Below are 16,186 nucleotides of genomic sequence, written 5' to 3' on the forward strand. Positions count from 1 at the left end.
AATCTAAATATATGAATATAAATAATGGACAAACAAAAGAGCCCGACAATTTATTGTCGGGCTCTGCTGAATAAGTATGGCAGAAGCTTCTGCTAAAACTCTGCGTTCTGCGGTGTTCTTGGGAAAGGGATAACGTCGCGGATGTTGCCCATGCCGGTTACAAACTGCACTACGCGCTCAAAGCCTAAGCCAAAACCGGCATGTGGGCAGCCACCAAAGCGGCGGGTATCCAGGAACCACCACATATGCTCTGGCTCAATGCCTACAGACTTCATGCGTTCTACCAGAATATCCATGCGCTCCTCACGCTGCGAGCCACCTACAATCTCGCCGATGCCCGGCGCAAGTATGTCCATGGCAGCAACGGTTTTGCCATCGTCGTTCAGGCGCATGTAGAAGGCCTTAATGTCTTTCGGGTAGTCCATCACGATCACCGGCTTCTTGAAATGCTTCTCCACCAGGTAACGCTCATGCTCGCTCTGAAGGTCGATACCCCAGCTAACGTCGTACTGGAACTTCTTTTTCTTGTAATGGTTTGAGTTCAGCAGAATATCGATTGCCTCGGTATAAGTGATACGCTCAAAGTCGTTGTTCACCACCAGTTCCAGCTTCTCGATCAGCGTCATTTCCTGGCGCTCGTTCTGCGGCTTATTCTTGTCTTCTTCGGCCAGACGCTGCGCCAGGAACTCAATGTCTTCGCGGTTATTTTCCAGTGCGTGGCGTATGATGTACTTGATGAATTCCTCGGCCAGATCAGCGTTCATCTTCAGGTCGTAGAAAGCCATTTCCGGTTCAATCATCCAGAACTCTGCCAAGTGGCGCGTAGTGTTGGAGTTTTCGGCACGGAACGTAGGGCCAAACGTATAAATATCGCTAAAAGCCATGGCAGCCACTTCACCTTCCATCTGTCCGGAAACCGTTAGGTTGGTAGCGCGGCCGAAGAAATCTTCGTTAAAGTCGATCTGTCCGTCTTCTGTGCGAGGCGGGTTGTTGAGGTCCAGCGTAGTTACCTGAAACATCTCACCGGCACCCTCGGCATCAGAAGCCGTAATGATAGGCGTGTGCATGTACACAAAACCTTTCTCGTTGAAAAATTTATGGACGGCAAAAGCCATGGCGTTACGCACGCGAAACACAGCGCCAAACGTGTTGGTACGGAAACGCAGGTGTGCAATCTCACGAAGAAACTCTAAAGAGTGCGCTTTTTTCTGCAGCGGATAAGCCTCCGGATCGGCTTTGCCCAGTACTTCTATACTTTTAGCCTGTATCTCATAAGCCTGTCCTTTGCCCTGTGAGGCAACCAACTCGCCGGTTACGGCTATGGCAGCACCAGTAGTTACATCTTTGAGTGCCTCTTCGCTAAAGTCTTCCGCATTGGCTACTACCTGTAAGCTATTTATGGTAGAGCCATCGTTTACAGCAATAAAGCTCACATACTTGTTTCCGCGCTTTGTGCGCACCCATCCTTTTAACAGAACCTCATTGCCTACTCCGGCACCCGATAGCAGATCTTTTACTTTTGTGCGTTGCATGTATATGGTTGTTATGTAGTATCAAAACACAGGTAGCAAGATACAAGACTTCAGGCTATATTATGATAATCTTTTCAGATATAGATGAGTAAGTTATGACTTGGTTTTAGCCCAACTATTCTTGCATTTCCGGTTGCTCCTCTGAGCTTTAGTGGAAACTTTGCTCAAAAAAGTCTTGCGTCTAACGTCTTGATACTTGCGTCTTATTAAGAATCCCTCAAAGTAACGATATTTTAACCTTTTTTGTAAATGCGAGTAAAATTATCCTAAATTTGGATGTGCACTTATTCGCATTGATTATTCCTTTAAAACTATGCAGCGACTCGATTTAAGACAACTTTTATCTCAGAAGTTATCGCCGCAGCAGATACAATTTATCAAGCTGCTGCAGATACCTACTGCTGAGTTGGAGATGCGCATAAAAGAGGAAATGGAAATTAACCCAGCCTTAGAAGAAGGGCGTGAGGATAGTGCCGACGAGTATAACGAGTCTGATGACTACGATAATGACAGCGATGATGACTATGGCAAAGATGATGTAGTAGACATCAACGACTACTTGAACGACGACGAAATAAGCGGCTATAAAATGCAGGGCGACCGTGGCGGAGATGAAGACGATGACCGTGAGTCTCCTATTGCCATGACCTCTACGCTAACAGACTCGCTCATGGACCAGCTCGGATTCCTGAGCCTGGATGATAAGCAATATAACATTGGCATGCAGTTGATTGGTAGCATTGACCATGATGGCTACATTCGCCGTGACCTGCGTGCCATTGCCAATGATCTGGCTTTCTCGCAGAATATAGAAACAAGCGAAGAAGAGATAGAGCAGGTGCTACACCTGGTTCAAAGCTTTGACCCTGCCGGTATTGGTGCCCGTGACCTGCCGGAGTGTCTGCTGTTGCAGTTGGAGCGCCGCGAGCAGGATAAAATCACGGTGCTTGCCGAGCGCATTATCCGAGAGTCTTTTGATGAGTTTACCAAAAAGCACTACTCCAGAATTCAGAGCAAGTTCGGCATTACGGAAGATGAACTCAAAAAGGCAGTTGATCTGATTATTAAGCTTAACCCGAAGCCGGGCGGAGCTGGCGCCAGCATGACGCGCGTGCAGTACATCATTCCCGACTTTATACTTACCAACACCAACGGCCAGTTAGAGCTGTCGCTTAACTCGCGCAATGCTCCTGATCTGCGCATTAGTCGGTCTTATTCTGATATGTTTGATGCGTATGATAAATCGGACAAAAAAGATAAGAAACTGAAAGAGACGGTAACGTTTGTAAAGCAGAAGCTGGATGCAGCCAAGTGGTTTATAGATGCTATTCGCCAGCGCCAGAATACGCTGCTGCGCACCATGGAGGCCATCATCAAGTATCAGCATAACTTCTTTTTGGAGGGGGACGAAAGCGAACTGCGCCCGATGATCCTGAAGGACATTGCCGAGGAAATAGGAATGGATATTTCCACAGTTAGCCGTGTGGCTAACAGCAAAGCCGTGCAAACCGAGTTTGGTATTTACCCGCTCAAATACTTCTTCTCCGAAGGAATCGCCACTGATTCCGGCGAGGATGCCAGCTCACGTGAGGTGAAGCACATCTTGAAAGAGATTATCGATAAGGAGAGCAAGCGCAAGCCACTCTCTGACGAGAAGATCGAGAAAATGCTGAACGAAAAAGGCTACAACATTGCCCGCCGTACTGTAGCCAAGTATAGAGAGCAGCTAAACATACCTGTGGCACGCCTGCGCAAAGAGCTGTAGGTTTCGTGTAGTTATGAATTTAGCAGATGAGAAAGGGATAATTATACTTCATCCGCTGGCGCTAGCTTTCAGCTAATGTCTACTATTGTGGAGAGCTTCCAGAGCCATACCTGAATAGCTGCTGCTTACCAAGAGCTGAACGGTCTACTTCCCTGACGCAAGCGTCCGCTTGTGTCTCCGGCAATTATACTTCTATAGCTTCTGTTTTCTGCATCTTCAACCAAGCTATCTTTTCTAGCTTACGTTCATCCTCTAGTTCCCACATACCTGACGTTTCCCCTTTATACTTTGGAGCGCTCAACCCAAGGACCGGGAACATGTTCGATAATAGCTGCCAAAAGAGCTTCAGCCAAAATTTTCCTCCTCGGACAAGGAGGGGCTAGGAGTGGTTAGACGACTGCAGCCATGAAATTTATACTTGCGAAATGGCTTCAGCCGAAGTTCCCTTCCACAGAGGCCTTTTACCAACCAAAGTCTTTCTTTCTAACCCCGGCCATACTTGCCTGCGTACAACCCAATGTATGGAGCAAAAAAAACAAGTAAGAGTAACTTTTGATGAGCTAAAGGCACAGTTTAACAAGGTGCTGCTAAAGGTAGGCTTTAATGAAGAGTGTGCGGAGCTATGTGCCAGGGTTTTTGCAGAAAACAGCAGAGACGGCGTGTATTCGCATGGCCTGAATCGTTTTCCGGTGTTTGTGCAGATGGTGAAAGATGGGTTGATAAAAGTGGATGCCGAACCAGAAAGTATAAGCCAGAATGGAGTGCTGGAGCAGTGGGATGGGCACATGGGCCCCGGTATATATGTAGCACTAAAAGCTACAGAACGTGCTATTGAACTGGCAAAGAAAAACGGCATGGGCTGTGTGGCCGTGCGAAACACGAACCACTGGATGCGTGGCGGTACGTATGGCTGGCAGGCGGCTGAAGAAGGCTGCGTCTGTATCTGTGCCACAAACTCCATTGCCAACATGCCTCCTTTTGGCGGTAAAGAGCCCCGGCTGGGTAATAACCCCTTAGTGATAGCTGTGCCACGTAAAGAAGGCCACCTGGTGCTGGATATGGCCATTTCGCAGTTCTCCTATGGAAAAATGCAGGAGTATGAGCTGAAGGAGGAGGACTTGCCTGTGGATGGCGGTTACGATAGGGAAGGCAACCTCACAAAAGATCCTGGCAAAATAAGGGAGTCTGAACGACCGCTGCCCATTGGCTTCTGGAAAGGCTCAGGGTTATCTTTTATGCTGGATGTGCTGGTAGCCTCATTGAGTAGCGGACGCGGAGTGGCTGAAGTGACCAAAAGCGGAAGTGAAGCAGGTGTATCGCAGTTCTTCTTATGTATAGATGCTGAAAAAATAGACGGAGCGATACTTAATAGCATCGTTGATTATACTAAAAGCAGCCAGCCAGCCGAAGGAAAAGGAGAGGTGCGCTACCCAGGCGAAGGCACGATGGCAACACGTAGAAAAAACAAGGAAGAAGGTATACCAGTAAGCGAGGAAATGTGGCAGAAGGTACAGGAGCTAGAGTAGCGTGTGCCAAGCTTAAAACATTAGTAACAGCAAGAGGTAATACAATTATACTTACCTTAGTAACCTTCATAATTCATAATTTCTAATTTATAAATCTAAGAAGTGAACCGTTCGCTTGCGCAGGTGCTCTCAATAGTATTTCACCCGCTGTTGTTGCCCACGTACCTTTTCGCAGTTATACTTTATTATATGCCGGAGTCTATGCTCACGCTGCCGATGCGTGTGCGTTGGGTGGTGTTGGCGATGATCTTCTTTACCACATTTATTATACCGGGTATAGCGGCCTATGCCATGGTTCGCTTTGGCCACCTCGATTCTGTAGAGATGAATAAAAGAGAACAGCGTAGCTTGCCTTTGTTCTTTACGGCTGTTTGCTATTCGGCTACTGCCTACCTGCTCTACAGCGAGGCAGCCTTTGATGCTATTTTCTATTTCCTGATGGGAATTGTCGCAACTTCAGTTTTCTTTACTTATGCCGTTTCGCAGTTTTGGAAAATCAGTGCACATGGTGTGGGTATGGGTGGAGGCTTAGGGCTGCTGCTGGTGCTGAATAACATTGCGCCGGAGGCCAGGCTGGTTTTCCCGATTGCAGTTGCCATGTTTCTGACAGGAGCCGTTTTGTCGGCCAGGCTAGCGCTACAGGCACACACACCGGCACAGGTATATGCCGGTTTCGGAGGTGGGTTTGTGCTGACGCTGGTCGCAGCTTCAGTGGCCTTGTATTAGCAGCAGACTTGCCTATCAGGCTGCATTTCTTAACTTTGGTTATCTCAACTAAACCTTTGAACACATGAACTACGAGTGTCTTTTATATGATGTGCAGGATGGCATCGCTACAATTACACTAAACCGACCTGACGTCTTTAATGCTTTTAACGATCAGCAAAGCTATGACTTGCAAGATGCCTTGAAACAGGTAAGCCGTGATGAGCAGGTGCGTGTAGTGGTGCTGACAGGTGCAGGAAAAGCCTTTTGCTCTGGCCAGGATCTGAAAGCCATTGCAAGTGCCAGCAAGCGAGACCTGTCGGAGTCGCTGGAGAAGCGCTACAACCCGATTATACGTGCTATGCGCAACCTGCCGAAGCCTATTATCTGCAAGTTAAATGGTGTGGCTGCCGGAGCCGGTTGTTCTTTAGCCTTAGCCTGTGATGTAATCGTTGCCTCCAGGGCTGCAAGTATGATTGAGGTGTTCGTGAATGTCGGGCTGGTGCTGGACTCCGGTTCCTCGTTCTTTCTGCCACGGGTAGTGGGCTCGCTTAAGGCATTTGAACTGAGCACGCTGGGCTCCAAAGTTTCTGCCGAGGAGGCACTGGAACTAGGCATGGTCAACAAGGTGGTGAGCCCGGAAGAACTGGATACAGCCGTGGCAGAGTTGGCTGCGCGCTATGCCGCTAGCCCGACCAAAGCTATTGGCTTAATGAAAAAGATGCTGAATAAATCCTTCAACTCTACTCTGGATGAGATGCTGGACTATGAGGCGCATTGCCAGAAAATAGCGGGTAACTCTGAAGATTATAAAGAAGGGGTGACAGCCTTTAACGAGAAGCGAAAGCCTCAGTTTAAGGGAGCGTAAGCATCTGATAAACGCAAAGTATAAAAGCTATAGATCAAGGGTTAGCATCCTTTAATCAAAAAAGCGCAAGCCCCTCTACAGGCTTGCGCTTTTTTGATTAAGCTGAATTTTTTAGAAAGAGTAGCCTATGGAGAAGTTTAGTTGTGGTGATGGCACCACGAATATGGCGGAATTATCTTCTGCAGTTAAGGCATGGCCAATGATATTGTCTGTCAGGAGTTCTCCGGCACCCTTAGATAAAGCGTACTTCAAACGGCCTCCTAAAGCAGCAGAAAGCTCAGCCGTCAGATGTCTGCCTAACTTAAATTGCCCTCCAACCTGGTAGTTTAATTCTACTGTGTTCTGGTATAGTCTACCTACAAACTGATAGTCGGCGTCATTTGGGTTCTGCTCTGGCAGGCCAAACACGTTTTCCTCAAATACCATAAAGCGATAGCCAAACAGCGGGCCATGGAAGAAGCCAAAAGGCGTTCCACGGTGTTTTTTTGTAGTATAGTAGCGCTGGCTCATACGTACGTGCAGGCCCATTACGCTTACATCGTCAGGTATAAAATCATCGCCTTTAAAGTAACTGCGGTATACATAGCCTATCCCAAACTCATTGGAAACACGCTCTGTGCGCAGCTTCTCATAAGATAAATATACTTCCCCAACCTGTAAGGGGTGTAGCTTAAAAATACGGTCATGATCTTTGTTAACCAGCAGATCTTCGTTTTCCAGCTCCTGGTCAGCATCGTCGCCATATTGAGCCATAGCCGGAGTAAGCAATAGTAAAAATAAAACCAGAAACAGCAGCTGGCAGAACAAGGTATTTCTCTTCATACTTTAAGTAAGTGTATCTAAGGGTAAAATAAATTAGACATGATTATAGTTCAGCAGGTTAAAGCAAATTTAAATAAATTCACAGTGTTTATTTGGACTTTGCGGGGTATAAGCCGAAAACAATAATCTGCCAAAGATAAATGAAATTTAAGATAACTAGATGTAAATTAAGGCGTATACTGAGTTTGTTTTACATATTGATCTAAAATTTAACGACATAAAACTATGAAAAAAATTGCATCAACCGGATTAATGTTAGGCGCTTTTATATTTGGTATGGCATCTTGTAGCCAAGAGCAGGGGGCTGTAGAAGAGGCGCAGGAGGTAAATGAGCAACAAGCAGAAGGTACTGCCATGGAAGATCAGATGACAAACCTGTCTGATTTTATGACCAAAGCTGCCAGCAGCAACATGCTGGAAATTCAGGCAGGGCAGTTAGCCCAGCAAAAAGGCCAGATGCAGGAAGTAAAGGACTACGGTCAGATGATGGTGACAGATCATCAGAAAGCATCAGACAAAATGATGCAGCTGGCACAGCAAAAAAACGTAGTGCTGCCAGACAGCATGAGCCAAGCCCACATGGACAAAATGCAGGAACTGCGCGATAAAACAGGCAGAGACTTTGATCAGGCTTATATGGACCTGATGGTTAGCTCACACGAAGAAACAATTTCGCTTTTTGAAGATGCTTCCAATAATCTGGAAGATGCTGAGGTAAAAAGCTTTGCATCTTCTACCTTGCCGACACTGCGTCAGCATTTAGACCGCGCGAAGCAAATTCAGACCAACGTGAACAACAATAGGTAACCTTAATCGGTTTAATTAACTATATTAAAGCATCTGTAAGATATGTCTTGCAGATGCTTTATACTTTAAACCAGCATCCCTTATGAGAAAAACTATACTGAACGGTTTTGCCGCTCTTGCCTTGATATTAACAACTGCTTGCGGACCAGGCGACAGCATTGAGCAGGCTACCGAGCAGAGCATGCAGCAGTTTGAAGCTGCAGGTGTGCAGCAAGATTTAAGAAATGATGCCTTGTTTGCTGCTGAGGCGGCCAGTGCCAGCATGCTGCAGGTGCAGTTAGGAGAGGCTGCTTCTGGCATGGCTGTTAGCCCTGAGGTAAAAGGACTGGCACAGGAGGTGGTAACGGCTCACCAAAATATGCTGAACGACCTGCGCGATGTGGCAAACCAAAGTAACTTTGTGCTACCCAGCGCGCTGGGTGAGGCGCATCATGAAGTATATCAGGAGGTGACTGATCAGTCTGGTATCTCGTTTGATTTAGCTTATCTGAAGCGCATTGTGCAGCAGAACAAGCAGCTTGTAAAACGATATGATGATATAGCCACACATGGGCAGGTGATGGAGCTTAAACAGTATGCCAGCAAACAACTCCCTTTGCTTAGGCAGCACCAGGAGATACTGGAGGAGATGCAGGATCAGATTGATAGCATCTAAAAAAGCAGGCATCAGGTTTGTTCCCTGCCTAAGCTTCTGCTTGCACCTTGCATAATTCGTAAGTAAACAAGTATAAAAAAGCCGCTGCTATACATTAGCAGCGGCTTTTTTATACTTGTTACTTACAGGTACAGCACTTACTCTGCGGCTTCTTCCTTTTCCATATTTTCTCGATAGATACTGGTTTTTAGTTCTTCTTTCAGGAAACGCGAAGTATAGCCTTTGCCTGATGCTGCCACCTTTTCCGGTGTGCCAGAGGCTACAATCATACCACCTCCTTCGCCCCCTTCAGGACCGATATCAATAATATGATCGGCTACTTTAATCAGATCCAGGTTGTGCTCAATGATAAGTACTGTATTGCCTTTGTCCGTTAGCTTGTGCAACACTTCAGAGAGATGTTCAATGTCCTGAAAGTGTAAGCCTGTTGTTGGCTCATCAAGTATGTATAGCGTTTGGCCGGTATCTTTTTTAGATAGCTCTGTTGCTAATTTCACCCGTTGTGCCTCGCCTCCCGATAAAGTAGTGGCTTGTTGCCCAAGTGTGATGTAGCCCAAACCAACCTCGAGCAGCGTCTGTATTTTACGCAGGATGCGTGGCTGGCTATCAAAGAAATCTACGGCCTGCTCTACTGTCATTTCCAGCACATCGGTAATGCTCTTGCCTTTAAAGCGCACTTCCAGCGTTTCACGGTTATAGCGTTTGCCTTTGCATACTTCGCATGGCACGTACACATCCGGCAGGAAATTCATCTCGATGGTACGCATACCGGCACCCTCACAAGCCTCGCATCGTCCGCCTTTTACGTTAAACGAGAAGCGCCCGGGAGTATAGCCTCTTATCTTCGCCTCCGGCAGCTGCGCAAACAAGCTGCGAATATCTGTAAACACACCTGTGTAAGTAGCAGGGTTGGAGCGGGGCGTACGACCGATTGGCGACTGATCCACTTCAATTACCTTGTCAATTTTCTCAAGCCCTTCGATCTTCTTATAAGGCAGCGGCTCTCGCTTGGCTCGGAAAAAGTGCGTGTTCAGGATTGGGTATAGGGTGTCATGTATGAGAGAAGACTTGCCGCTACCGGAAACGCCGGTTACACAGATCATCTTGCCCAATGGCAGCTCCAGTGTCACGTTTTTCAGATTATGGCCTTTTGCTCCAATCAATTTCAGAACCTCGCCATTGCCAGGGCGCTTTACACGAGGCACCTCTATGCCACGCCGGTTACTCAGGAAGTTGGCTGTCGTTGTGTTTTGGTTCATCATCTCTTGCGGTGTGCCCGCCGAAACTACCTGCCCGCCATGTATACCAGCTCCCGGGCCAATATCCACCACGTAATCAGATTGCATGATCATATCCTTGTCGTGCTCTACTACAATGATGGAGTTGCCTAAATCACGAAGGTCTTTCAGGGCATTTATCAGGCGCTCGTTGTCGCGCTGGTGAAGGCCTATACTTGGCTCATCCATGATATAAAGCACCCCAACCAGCTGTGTGCCAATTTGCGTGGCCAAGCGTATCCGCTGGCTTTCGCCGCCAGAGAGTGTGCGTACCGGGCGGTGCAGACTCAGGTAATCCAGGCCCACATCCAGCAAAAAGCCGATACGTTTGCGGATTTCCTTCAGCAACTCTTTGGCAATTACATTTTGGCGCTCACTCATCCGGTCTTCCAGTCCCTCAAACCAGGCGGCCAGTTTGGTGATATCTAAAACAGAAATCTCACCAATGTTTTTATCCGCGATCTTAAAGTGCAATGATTCTTTTTTGAGGCGGTAGCCGTTGCACTCCGGGCAGGTGTTGGTTTGCGTAAAGTCCTCTACCCAGGATCGGATATTATCTGAGTCGGACTCCATCTGGTTTTTCAGGAAGTTGATGATTCCCTCAAACTCCACCACATAGTTGCCCTTCTTAGTTTTCACCTCCAGCTCTTCCTCCAGGCCATACATGAGCACCTTCATCAGGTCTTCTGGCAGGTCTTTGATAGGCGTAGACACCGATGCTTTAAAGTGTTTAAACAGCGCCTCTATCTGCTTGAATATCCAGATGTCGCGGTATTCTCCAAGCGGTGCTATACCACCACGGCGTATACTTAAACCTTTATCCGGAATAACAGACTCCTCTGTAATCTCCTGCACCTCGCCTAGGCCATTGCATACCGGGCAGGCGCCATAAGGCGAGTTGAAAGAGAAAGAGTTTGGAGCCGGATCATCGTAGGCAATGCCGGTGGCCGGGTCCATCAGGTGGCGCGAGAAGAAATGTGTCTGATTTGTATCCGCATCCATCACCAGCGCCATGCCTTTGCCATGCGTTAATGCGTTTTGGATAGAGCCAGACAAGCGGAAGCGATCCTCCTCCTTCACCACAATCTTATCCACCACAATTTCGATGTCGTGAATTTTATAGCGGTCTACCTGCATTTTTGGCTCAATCTCCACCAGTTCACCATCCACACGGGCACGAATAAAGCCCATCTTACGGATTTGCTGGAACAGTTCGCGATAGTGTCCTTTACGGCCTTTCACCACCGGGGCCAGCACTACAATGCGCTTGCCATCAAAGTTGTCCAGAATGTGGTTTACAATCTGATCGTCGCTCTGGCGCACCATTTTATCGCCGGTCACATAACTGAACGCCTCTGCTGTACGTGCCCACAGCAAACGCATGAAGTCGTAAATTTCGGTGATGGTGCCTACAGTAGAGCGAGGGTTGCGGCTAGTGGTTTTCTGCTCGATAGATATAACCGGCGACAGCCCTTCGATCTTATCTACGTCAGGCCTTTCTAAACCACCCATAAATGAGCGGGCGTAGGCCGAGAAGGTTTCCATGTAGCGGCGCTGTCCTTCAGCATAGATGGTGTCGAACGCCAGTGAAGACTTGCCCGAGCCACTAATGCCTGTAAAAACCACCAGCTTGTAGCGCGGTAGCTTTATGGAAATATTTTTTAGGTTATGTTCACGGGCGCCGTATACTTCAATCTGCTGCGCATCGCCGCTGATAGCTGAGATGGTGCCTGTGGTAGTAGTTTGTTGCTCCTGGTTTAAAGCCATTCGGAAAGGGTTGATCTTAAATAGCAAAGTTACATAAATACTAGGCTTCTGCTTAGCAAAAGCCCATCCATTATTAACAGAAAACAGCGGCAATTGGTTTGGCAGCTTTCTCTTTAAATCAGAATATCAGTTTAAAGTTTTGGAAGACGGGGTTGCTATGCTGCTATAGCTATACAGCTACAGAGTCAGGTAAAAAAGCTAATTTTGCCTGATGCTGTACATAGAGGAATACTTTAAAGAAGGTTGGGACAGGTATTTACCTCTTGTGCTGCTAGGTTTGTGGTGCCTGGTGCAGTTTATAGTATGCTACACCCACGGCGTAAGAGTGGTTTTTGATAGTACGCGCTATTTAACGGAGGCCCAAAGTCTTTCTTCCTTCAGCTTATCTGAAATCCGGTTGAGCTACTTAAGCTATAGCTTTTTCCTGAAGTTTATACTTGGCCTGACGAACAGTTTAGAGGTTGTTGTGGCCATCCAGGTGTTGATAGGAGGTATGGCAACCATTGCGTTTTATCAGCTTGCAAAGGTGCTCTATAAAAGTAAGCTGATAGCTTATGCTGCTACTATGCTGCTTATAGGTTGGGTATATTTTCAGCACTGGCATTTTTATATCCACACAGAATCTCTTTTCGCTAGCTTTATTATTTTTATTCTGCTGCGGCTGGTTACGGCAAAAACTTATTGGCATTACTTGCAGCTTATACTTCTGCTGCTCTTCGTTACATTTCTTAGAGCGAATGGCTTTATGGTAGTTCTTGCGGTTATCAGCTATCTTATAGTTGACTTCAGCATCCGAAGGAGGTACAAGTTGGTTTGGGTGATAGGAGGGGTGGCGCTGCTGGCAGTGCCTTTGCTGGTGCTGCTGGCCAATGCTTTCCTGAATGATATGGCGGGGATCCATTCTTTTACGGGACAACTTACATCAGGCACAATCCTGCAGGGCTATAGGGCTATGTCTGTTGCAGATGCTGACGAAGTTAGTCTATCGGGCTCTCCCTTGCAACAAGTGATGCAGTTTCTGACAGAAGCGCCTGGCCTTTTTCTGGAGCAATCAGTGCTACGGGTGGTGTGGTACTGGGGGCAAGTACGGCCGTACTATTCTAACATGCATAACTGGCTTACGGTGCTGTATATGTACCCGCTTTACCTGCTGATGGGATGGGGCATCTGGAAGAAGCTAACGCCTTTGCCTGTGCTGGCGGTTATACTTATGCTAGCTATACTTTTTACTGCCATGGTGATAGTAAGCGGTGTAGACTGGGATAACCGCTTTATGATGCCGCTAATTCCCTGGATAGTGTTGCTTGGGGCAGCCGGTGGAGTAAACCTCCTCAGTAATTTTCTTGAAACACGCCTGCCAACGAAGTCTTAGCGCTGGTAAGGTATACGTTAATGCTGCCGACCTGCAGGTTTTACTTCAGACCGTAGTTTCTTCCTGTTTGGCTACCTCGGCATGTGCAGGGCTGGTAGGAGCATAAGCCTGCGTGTGCCGCATAACCTGTCTTTTCTTCTTTGAGAATCTGTAGTAACCAAATGCTGCGATAAATGTACCTATCGGAATAAAAGAGATTCCCACCCCAATATAAAAAGCATCGTCATTAAATACTTTGATAAACGTAAGCCCAGCTAGCACCATGGCCATGGCCGTGCGCATGTAGGCCAGAAAGGTGCGTTCGTTCGCCATTTTGGTGCGTTCCATCGCCAGGTTATCCCTGATTTCAAGGTTCTGCTTTTCCTGTACTTTCAGCTCCTGCTTTAGCTTCTTTGCCGCTCTTCTGCTTAATATCGCTCTTATGCCCATGCAAAAGTGTACGAAAGGAGCAGGCAAAGGTGAAGTATAAAAGTCTCTTTTGCCGCTCACACCTTGAAAGCTTACCTGCAGAAATTGAAGCGGTGAGGATGTGAATTGTACAGTGTTAGAACTGGCAATGCTGTGGCGGAAGCTATAAAACAGGAAAGCAGGCACATGCAGTGCCTGCTTTCCTGTTTAGGGATACTTTTAAAGTATAAAATTAGAAGTTCGGCGACAGCAGGTATTTGCTGTAGAACTCGTCGATGATCTTAACGGCCTCTGTGGCATCGTCTACAATGTGTACCAAATCCAGATCTTCTTTGTTGATGTTGCTCTCTGTATTTAGCATTACATTCTCGATCCATTCAAATAGGCCGCTCCAGTATTCACGTCCTACCAGCACGATTGGGAAAGCGCCGATTTTCTTTGTCTGAATCAGCGTAATCGCTTCAAACAGCTCATCAAGCGTGCCAAAACCACCAGGCATCACCACAAAGCCCTGCGCATACTTCACGAACATCACCTTGCGCACAAAGAAGTAGTCAAAGTTAATGAGCTTGTCAGAGTCGATGTAGATGTTGTTGAACTGCTCGAACGGCAGTTGAATGTTCAAGCCTACAGACTTACCGCCTTCCGAGTGCGCGCCTTTGTTACCAGCTTCCATAATGCCGGGGCCACCACCAGTAATCACTCCATACCCATGGCGTACTAGTTTAGCAGCAAGCTCTTCGGCCATAATGTAGTATTTGTTGTCTGACTTGGTGCGGGCCGAGCCGAATACTGACACGCAAGGTCCGATTTTGCCCAGCTTCTCAAAGCCGTCTACAAACTCGGCCATCACCTTGAATATCTGCCAGGAGTCAGCAATCTTTATCTCATTCCAGTCTTTATCCACAAAAGCCTGTCGAATTCTTTTGTCTTCTTCAGAAGCCGGCGCAGCGGTAGACTGTCCGCTTTCGCGTAAATCTGTTACCGATCTGGCTTTATTCTCGTTTACGTCTGGGTTAATAATTGTTTGGCCGCTACCAGTATTCAGCGACTCATCGTGCAGCTTTGTTTTGCTTGTCTTTCTAAGCTTTGTCATAATCTTTTTCGTCTTCTTCTGCAGAGGCCTTGGCCTCTGGGCGCCACTTCTGTTCGGCGCGCATCATCAGGTTTAAAATAAAGGGCTTTGCGGCAGTTGAGGAGGTGCGGCAAAGGCCAAAAGTGTAAAGATATCTATTTGGAGCGAATTGCAATCACGGGGTCCAGGTTAGAAGCCAGCACAGCAGGTATAATGCCAGAAAGCATCCCTATCACGGCCGATACGCCAAGGCCAAGTATAATGTTACCTACTGAAAGGGTGATAGCCATCATTTCCTGCGGGATAAGGGTGAGCAGGAATACCAGCAAAATACCAATGCCACCGCCAAGCAGGCTCAGGAACACAGACTCAAAAAGGAACTGGAAAAGTATAAAATAGTTTTTAGCGCCTAACGATTTCTGAATACCGATAATATTAGTCCGCTCTTTTACTGACACAAACATAATATTGGCAATGCCAAAGCCGCCAACAAGTATAGCAAAGCCACCGATTACCCAACCAGCCAGGCCTACTACATCAAAAAAACCGGAGATAGCCTCTGTCGCCATTTCTGGTCGGTTCATGGCAAAATTATCTTCGTCGCGTGGGCGCAGGCCGCGTATGTTTCGCATAATGCCCTGCGTCTCATACTCCAGTTCCAGCAGGCCAGGGTCGTTTTCCAGGCCCTTCAAGGCTATAGTAGAGCCCATGCCGTCTGGCCCTACATCATACATCTTACTAAAGGTGCTGTAAGGTATAATGCCCATCTGGTCCATGTTGGGGGCACCAAACATGTTCTCGCCCTGCTTTTCTATCACCCCGATGATAGTAAATTTAAACCCACCGACTTTTACGTCCTGCCCAATGGCATTGCCGGAAGGAAATAAATTTGATGCTGCTTCGCTTCCTATAATCATTACGTTACGGGCTGCGTCTGTTTCCTGTGGAGTAAAGTAGCGTCCTTCTTCAACCGGAACTTCGCTAACTTTAGGATAATCGTAAGAAACACCCATCAGGTTGGCGTCAGAATAGCTGTTATTACCACGCTTAAACGTATTGCCTCCCTTGCTTGCAAAAATAGCCACGCCATTGCTGTTGGTAATGCGCCGCTCTAGCTGCCTGAATTCACGAATAGTTGGCTCTGGCCGCTGAAAATACTTCCACCAAGGATAATTCCCGCTAAAGGACCAAGGCCATTTTTCTACATATATAACCTTGTCTCCGATAAAACTCATACTGTCGCGCACGTTTCGCTCAAGCGAATCAACCAGCGTAAAAACCGAGATGATGGCAAATATACCAATGGTTACACCCAGTAACGACAGGATGGTCCGCATCAGGTTGGCGCGAAGCGCTTGCCATGCAAATCGGAAACTTTCTGCTATCAAACGCAGGTATATCATAGTTTTATACTTAAAACAGGTGAACGATGCCGAACTAATTTGCTTAAAAGTAACAATATTTCGGGCAAACTGAGTAAATTTGCGGCTTGATTTTTTGTTTTTTAGTAAAGGAAATGTATGAACCTCGTTAGAGGGTTATACTGTTATAATACCGACAATAATTTTTTTAGTACCCGGAATCCAAATACCGTAATATTTGATATA

13 protein-coding genes are annotated in these 16,186 nt (G+C 47.0%); 7 read left to right on the plus strand and 6 right to left on the minus strand.

Features of this window, described 5'->3' with window-relative positions; all coding sequences use genetic code 11:
- Window positions 1–92: 92 nt before the first annotated feature.
- Entirely contained in the window at window positions 93–1,532 is a 1,440-nt protein-coding gene (gene asnS, locus ACFQ2O_RS12840; RefSeq protein ID WP_377528212.1) for an asparagine--tRNA ligase, read from the minus strand.
- Between the two features lie 313 nt (window positions 1,533–1,845).
- Between asnS and rpoN the strand changes: the two genes are divergently transcribed.
- The 4 genes from rpoN to ACFQ2O_RS12860 all read left to right on the plus strand — a co-directional run bounded on the left by rpoN (window position 1,846) and on the right by ACFQ2O_RS12860 (window position 6,396).
- The gene (rpoN, locus tag ACFQ2O_RS12845; RefSeq protein ID WP_377528214.1) at window positions 1,846–3,297 is read left to right on the plus strand and encodes an RNA polymerase factor sigma-54; all 1,452 of its coding nucleotides are present in this window, start codon (window positions 1,846–1,848) and stop codon (window positions 3,295–3,297) included.
- A gap of 521 nt (window positions 3,298–3,818) precedes the next feature.
- The gene (gene yiaK / locus ACFQ2O_RS12850; protein ID WP_377528216.1) at window positions 3,819–4,823 is read left to right on the plus strand and encodes a 3-dehydro-L-gulonate 2-dehydrogenase; all 1,005 of its coding nucleotides are present in this window, start codon (window positions 3,819–3,821) and stop codon (window positions 4,821–4,823) included.
- A gap of 102 nt (window positions 4,824–4,925) precedes the next feature.
- Window positions 4,926–5,549: a hypothetical protein gene (locus ACFQ2O_RS12855; RefSeq protein WP_377528218.1), complete on the plus strand. Its 624-nt coding sequence runs from the start codon at window positions 4,926–4,928 to the stop codon at window positions 5,547–5,549.
- A gap of 64 nt (window positions 5,550–5,613) precedes the next feature.
- On the plus strand, window positions 5,614–6,396 hold the full coding sequence (locus ACFQ2O_RS12860; RefSeq protein WP_377528220.1) for an enoyl-CoA hydratase-related protein: 783 nt from the start codon (window positions 5,614–5,616) through the stop codon (window positions 6,394–6,396).
- Window positions 6,397–6,507: 111 nt separating this feature from the next.
- Here the strand turns inward: ACFQ2O_RS12860 and ACFQ2O_RS12865 are convergent, their stop codons facing one another.
- Window positions 6,508–7,218, minus strand: a complete 711-nt coding sequence (locus ACFQ2O_RS12865; protein WP_377528222.1) for an ABC transporter ATP-binding protein — start codon at window positions 7,216–7,218, stop codon at window positions 6,508–6,510.
- Between the two features lie 225 nt (window positions 7,219–7,443).
- Here ACFQ2O_RS12865 and ACFQ2O_RS12870 point away from each other — a divergent pair, with 225 nt between their 5' ends.
- Both ACFQ2O_RS12870 and ACFQ2O_RS12875 read left to right on the plus strand, forming a co-directional pair.
- Complete coding sequence (locus ACFQ2O_RS12870) at window positions 7,444–8,025, plus strand: DUF4142 domain-containing protein (protein WP_377528224.1); 582 nt, start codon at window positions 7,444–7,446, stop codon at window positions 8,023–8,025.
- 82 nt (window positions 8,026–8,107) lie between these two features.
- Window positions 8,108–8,680 carry a DUF4142 domain-containing protein gene (locus tag ACFQ2O_RS12875; protein ID WP_377528226.1) on the plus strand — a complete coding sequence of 191 codons (573 nt, stop codon included), beginning with the start codon at window positions 8,108–8,110 and terminating at the stop codon, window positions 8,678–8,680.
- Between the two features lie 137 nt (window positions 8,681–8,817).
- Here ACFQ2O_RS12875 and uvrA read toward each other — a convergent pair whose 3' ends face one another.
- The gene (uvrA, locus tag ACFQ2O_RS12880) at window positions 8,818–11,724 is read right to left on the minus strand and encodes an excinuclease ABC subunit UvrA (protein WP_377528228.1); all 2,907 of its coding nucleotides are present in this window, start codon (window positions 11,722–11,724) and stop codon (window positions 8,818–8,820) included.
- Window positions 11,725–11,935: 211 nt separating this feature from the next.
- Here uvrA and ACFQ2O_RS12885 point away from each other — a divergent pair, with 211 nt between their 5' ends.
- Window positions 11,936–13,096 (plus strand): hypothetical protein, encoded by a 1,161-nt coding sequence (locus tag ACFQ2O_RS12885; protein ID WP_377528230.1) that lies wholly within the window; start codon window positions 11,936–11,938, stop codon window positions 13,094–13,096.
- A gap of 45 nt (window positions 13,097–13,141) precedes the next feature.
- Here the strand turns inward: ACFQ2O_RS12885 and ACFQ2O_RS12890 are convergent, their stop codons facing one another.
- The 3 genes from ACFQ2O_RS12890 to ACFQ2O_RS12900 all read right to left on the minus strand — a co-directional run bounded on the left by ACFQ2O_RS12890 (window position 13,142) and on the right by ACFQ2O_RS12900 (window position 15,982).
- Window positions 13,142–13,585, minus strand: a complete 444-nt coding sequence (locus ACFQ2O_RS12890; RefSeq protein ID WP_377528232.1) for a DUF202 domain-containing protein — start codon at window positions 13,583–13,585, stop codon at window positions 13,142–13,144.
- Window positions 13,586–13,736: 151 nt separating this feature from the next.
- A complete protein-coding gene (locus ACFQ2O_RS12895; RefSeq protein WP_377528234.1) occupies window positions 13,737–14,600 on the minus strand; it encodes an LOG family protein in 864 nt (287 codons plus the stop codon).
- 134 nt (window positions 14,601–14,734) lie between these two features.
- Window positions 14,735–15,982, minus strand: coding sequence for an ABC transporter permease (locus ACFQ2O_RS12900; RefSeq protein WP_377528236.1), 1,248 nt, complete (start codon window positions 15,980–15,982; stop codon window positions 14,735–14,737).
- Between the last annotated feature and the right edge of the window lie 204 nt (window positions 15,983–16,186).

The sequence above is a fragment of the Pontibacter rugosus genome, from assembly GCF_042678745.1.
GTDB lineage: Bacteria > Bacteroidota > Bacteroidia > Cytophagales > Hymenobacteraceae > Pontibacter > Pontibacter rugosus.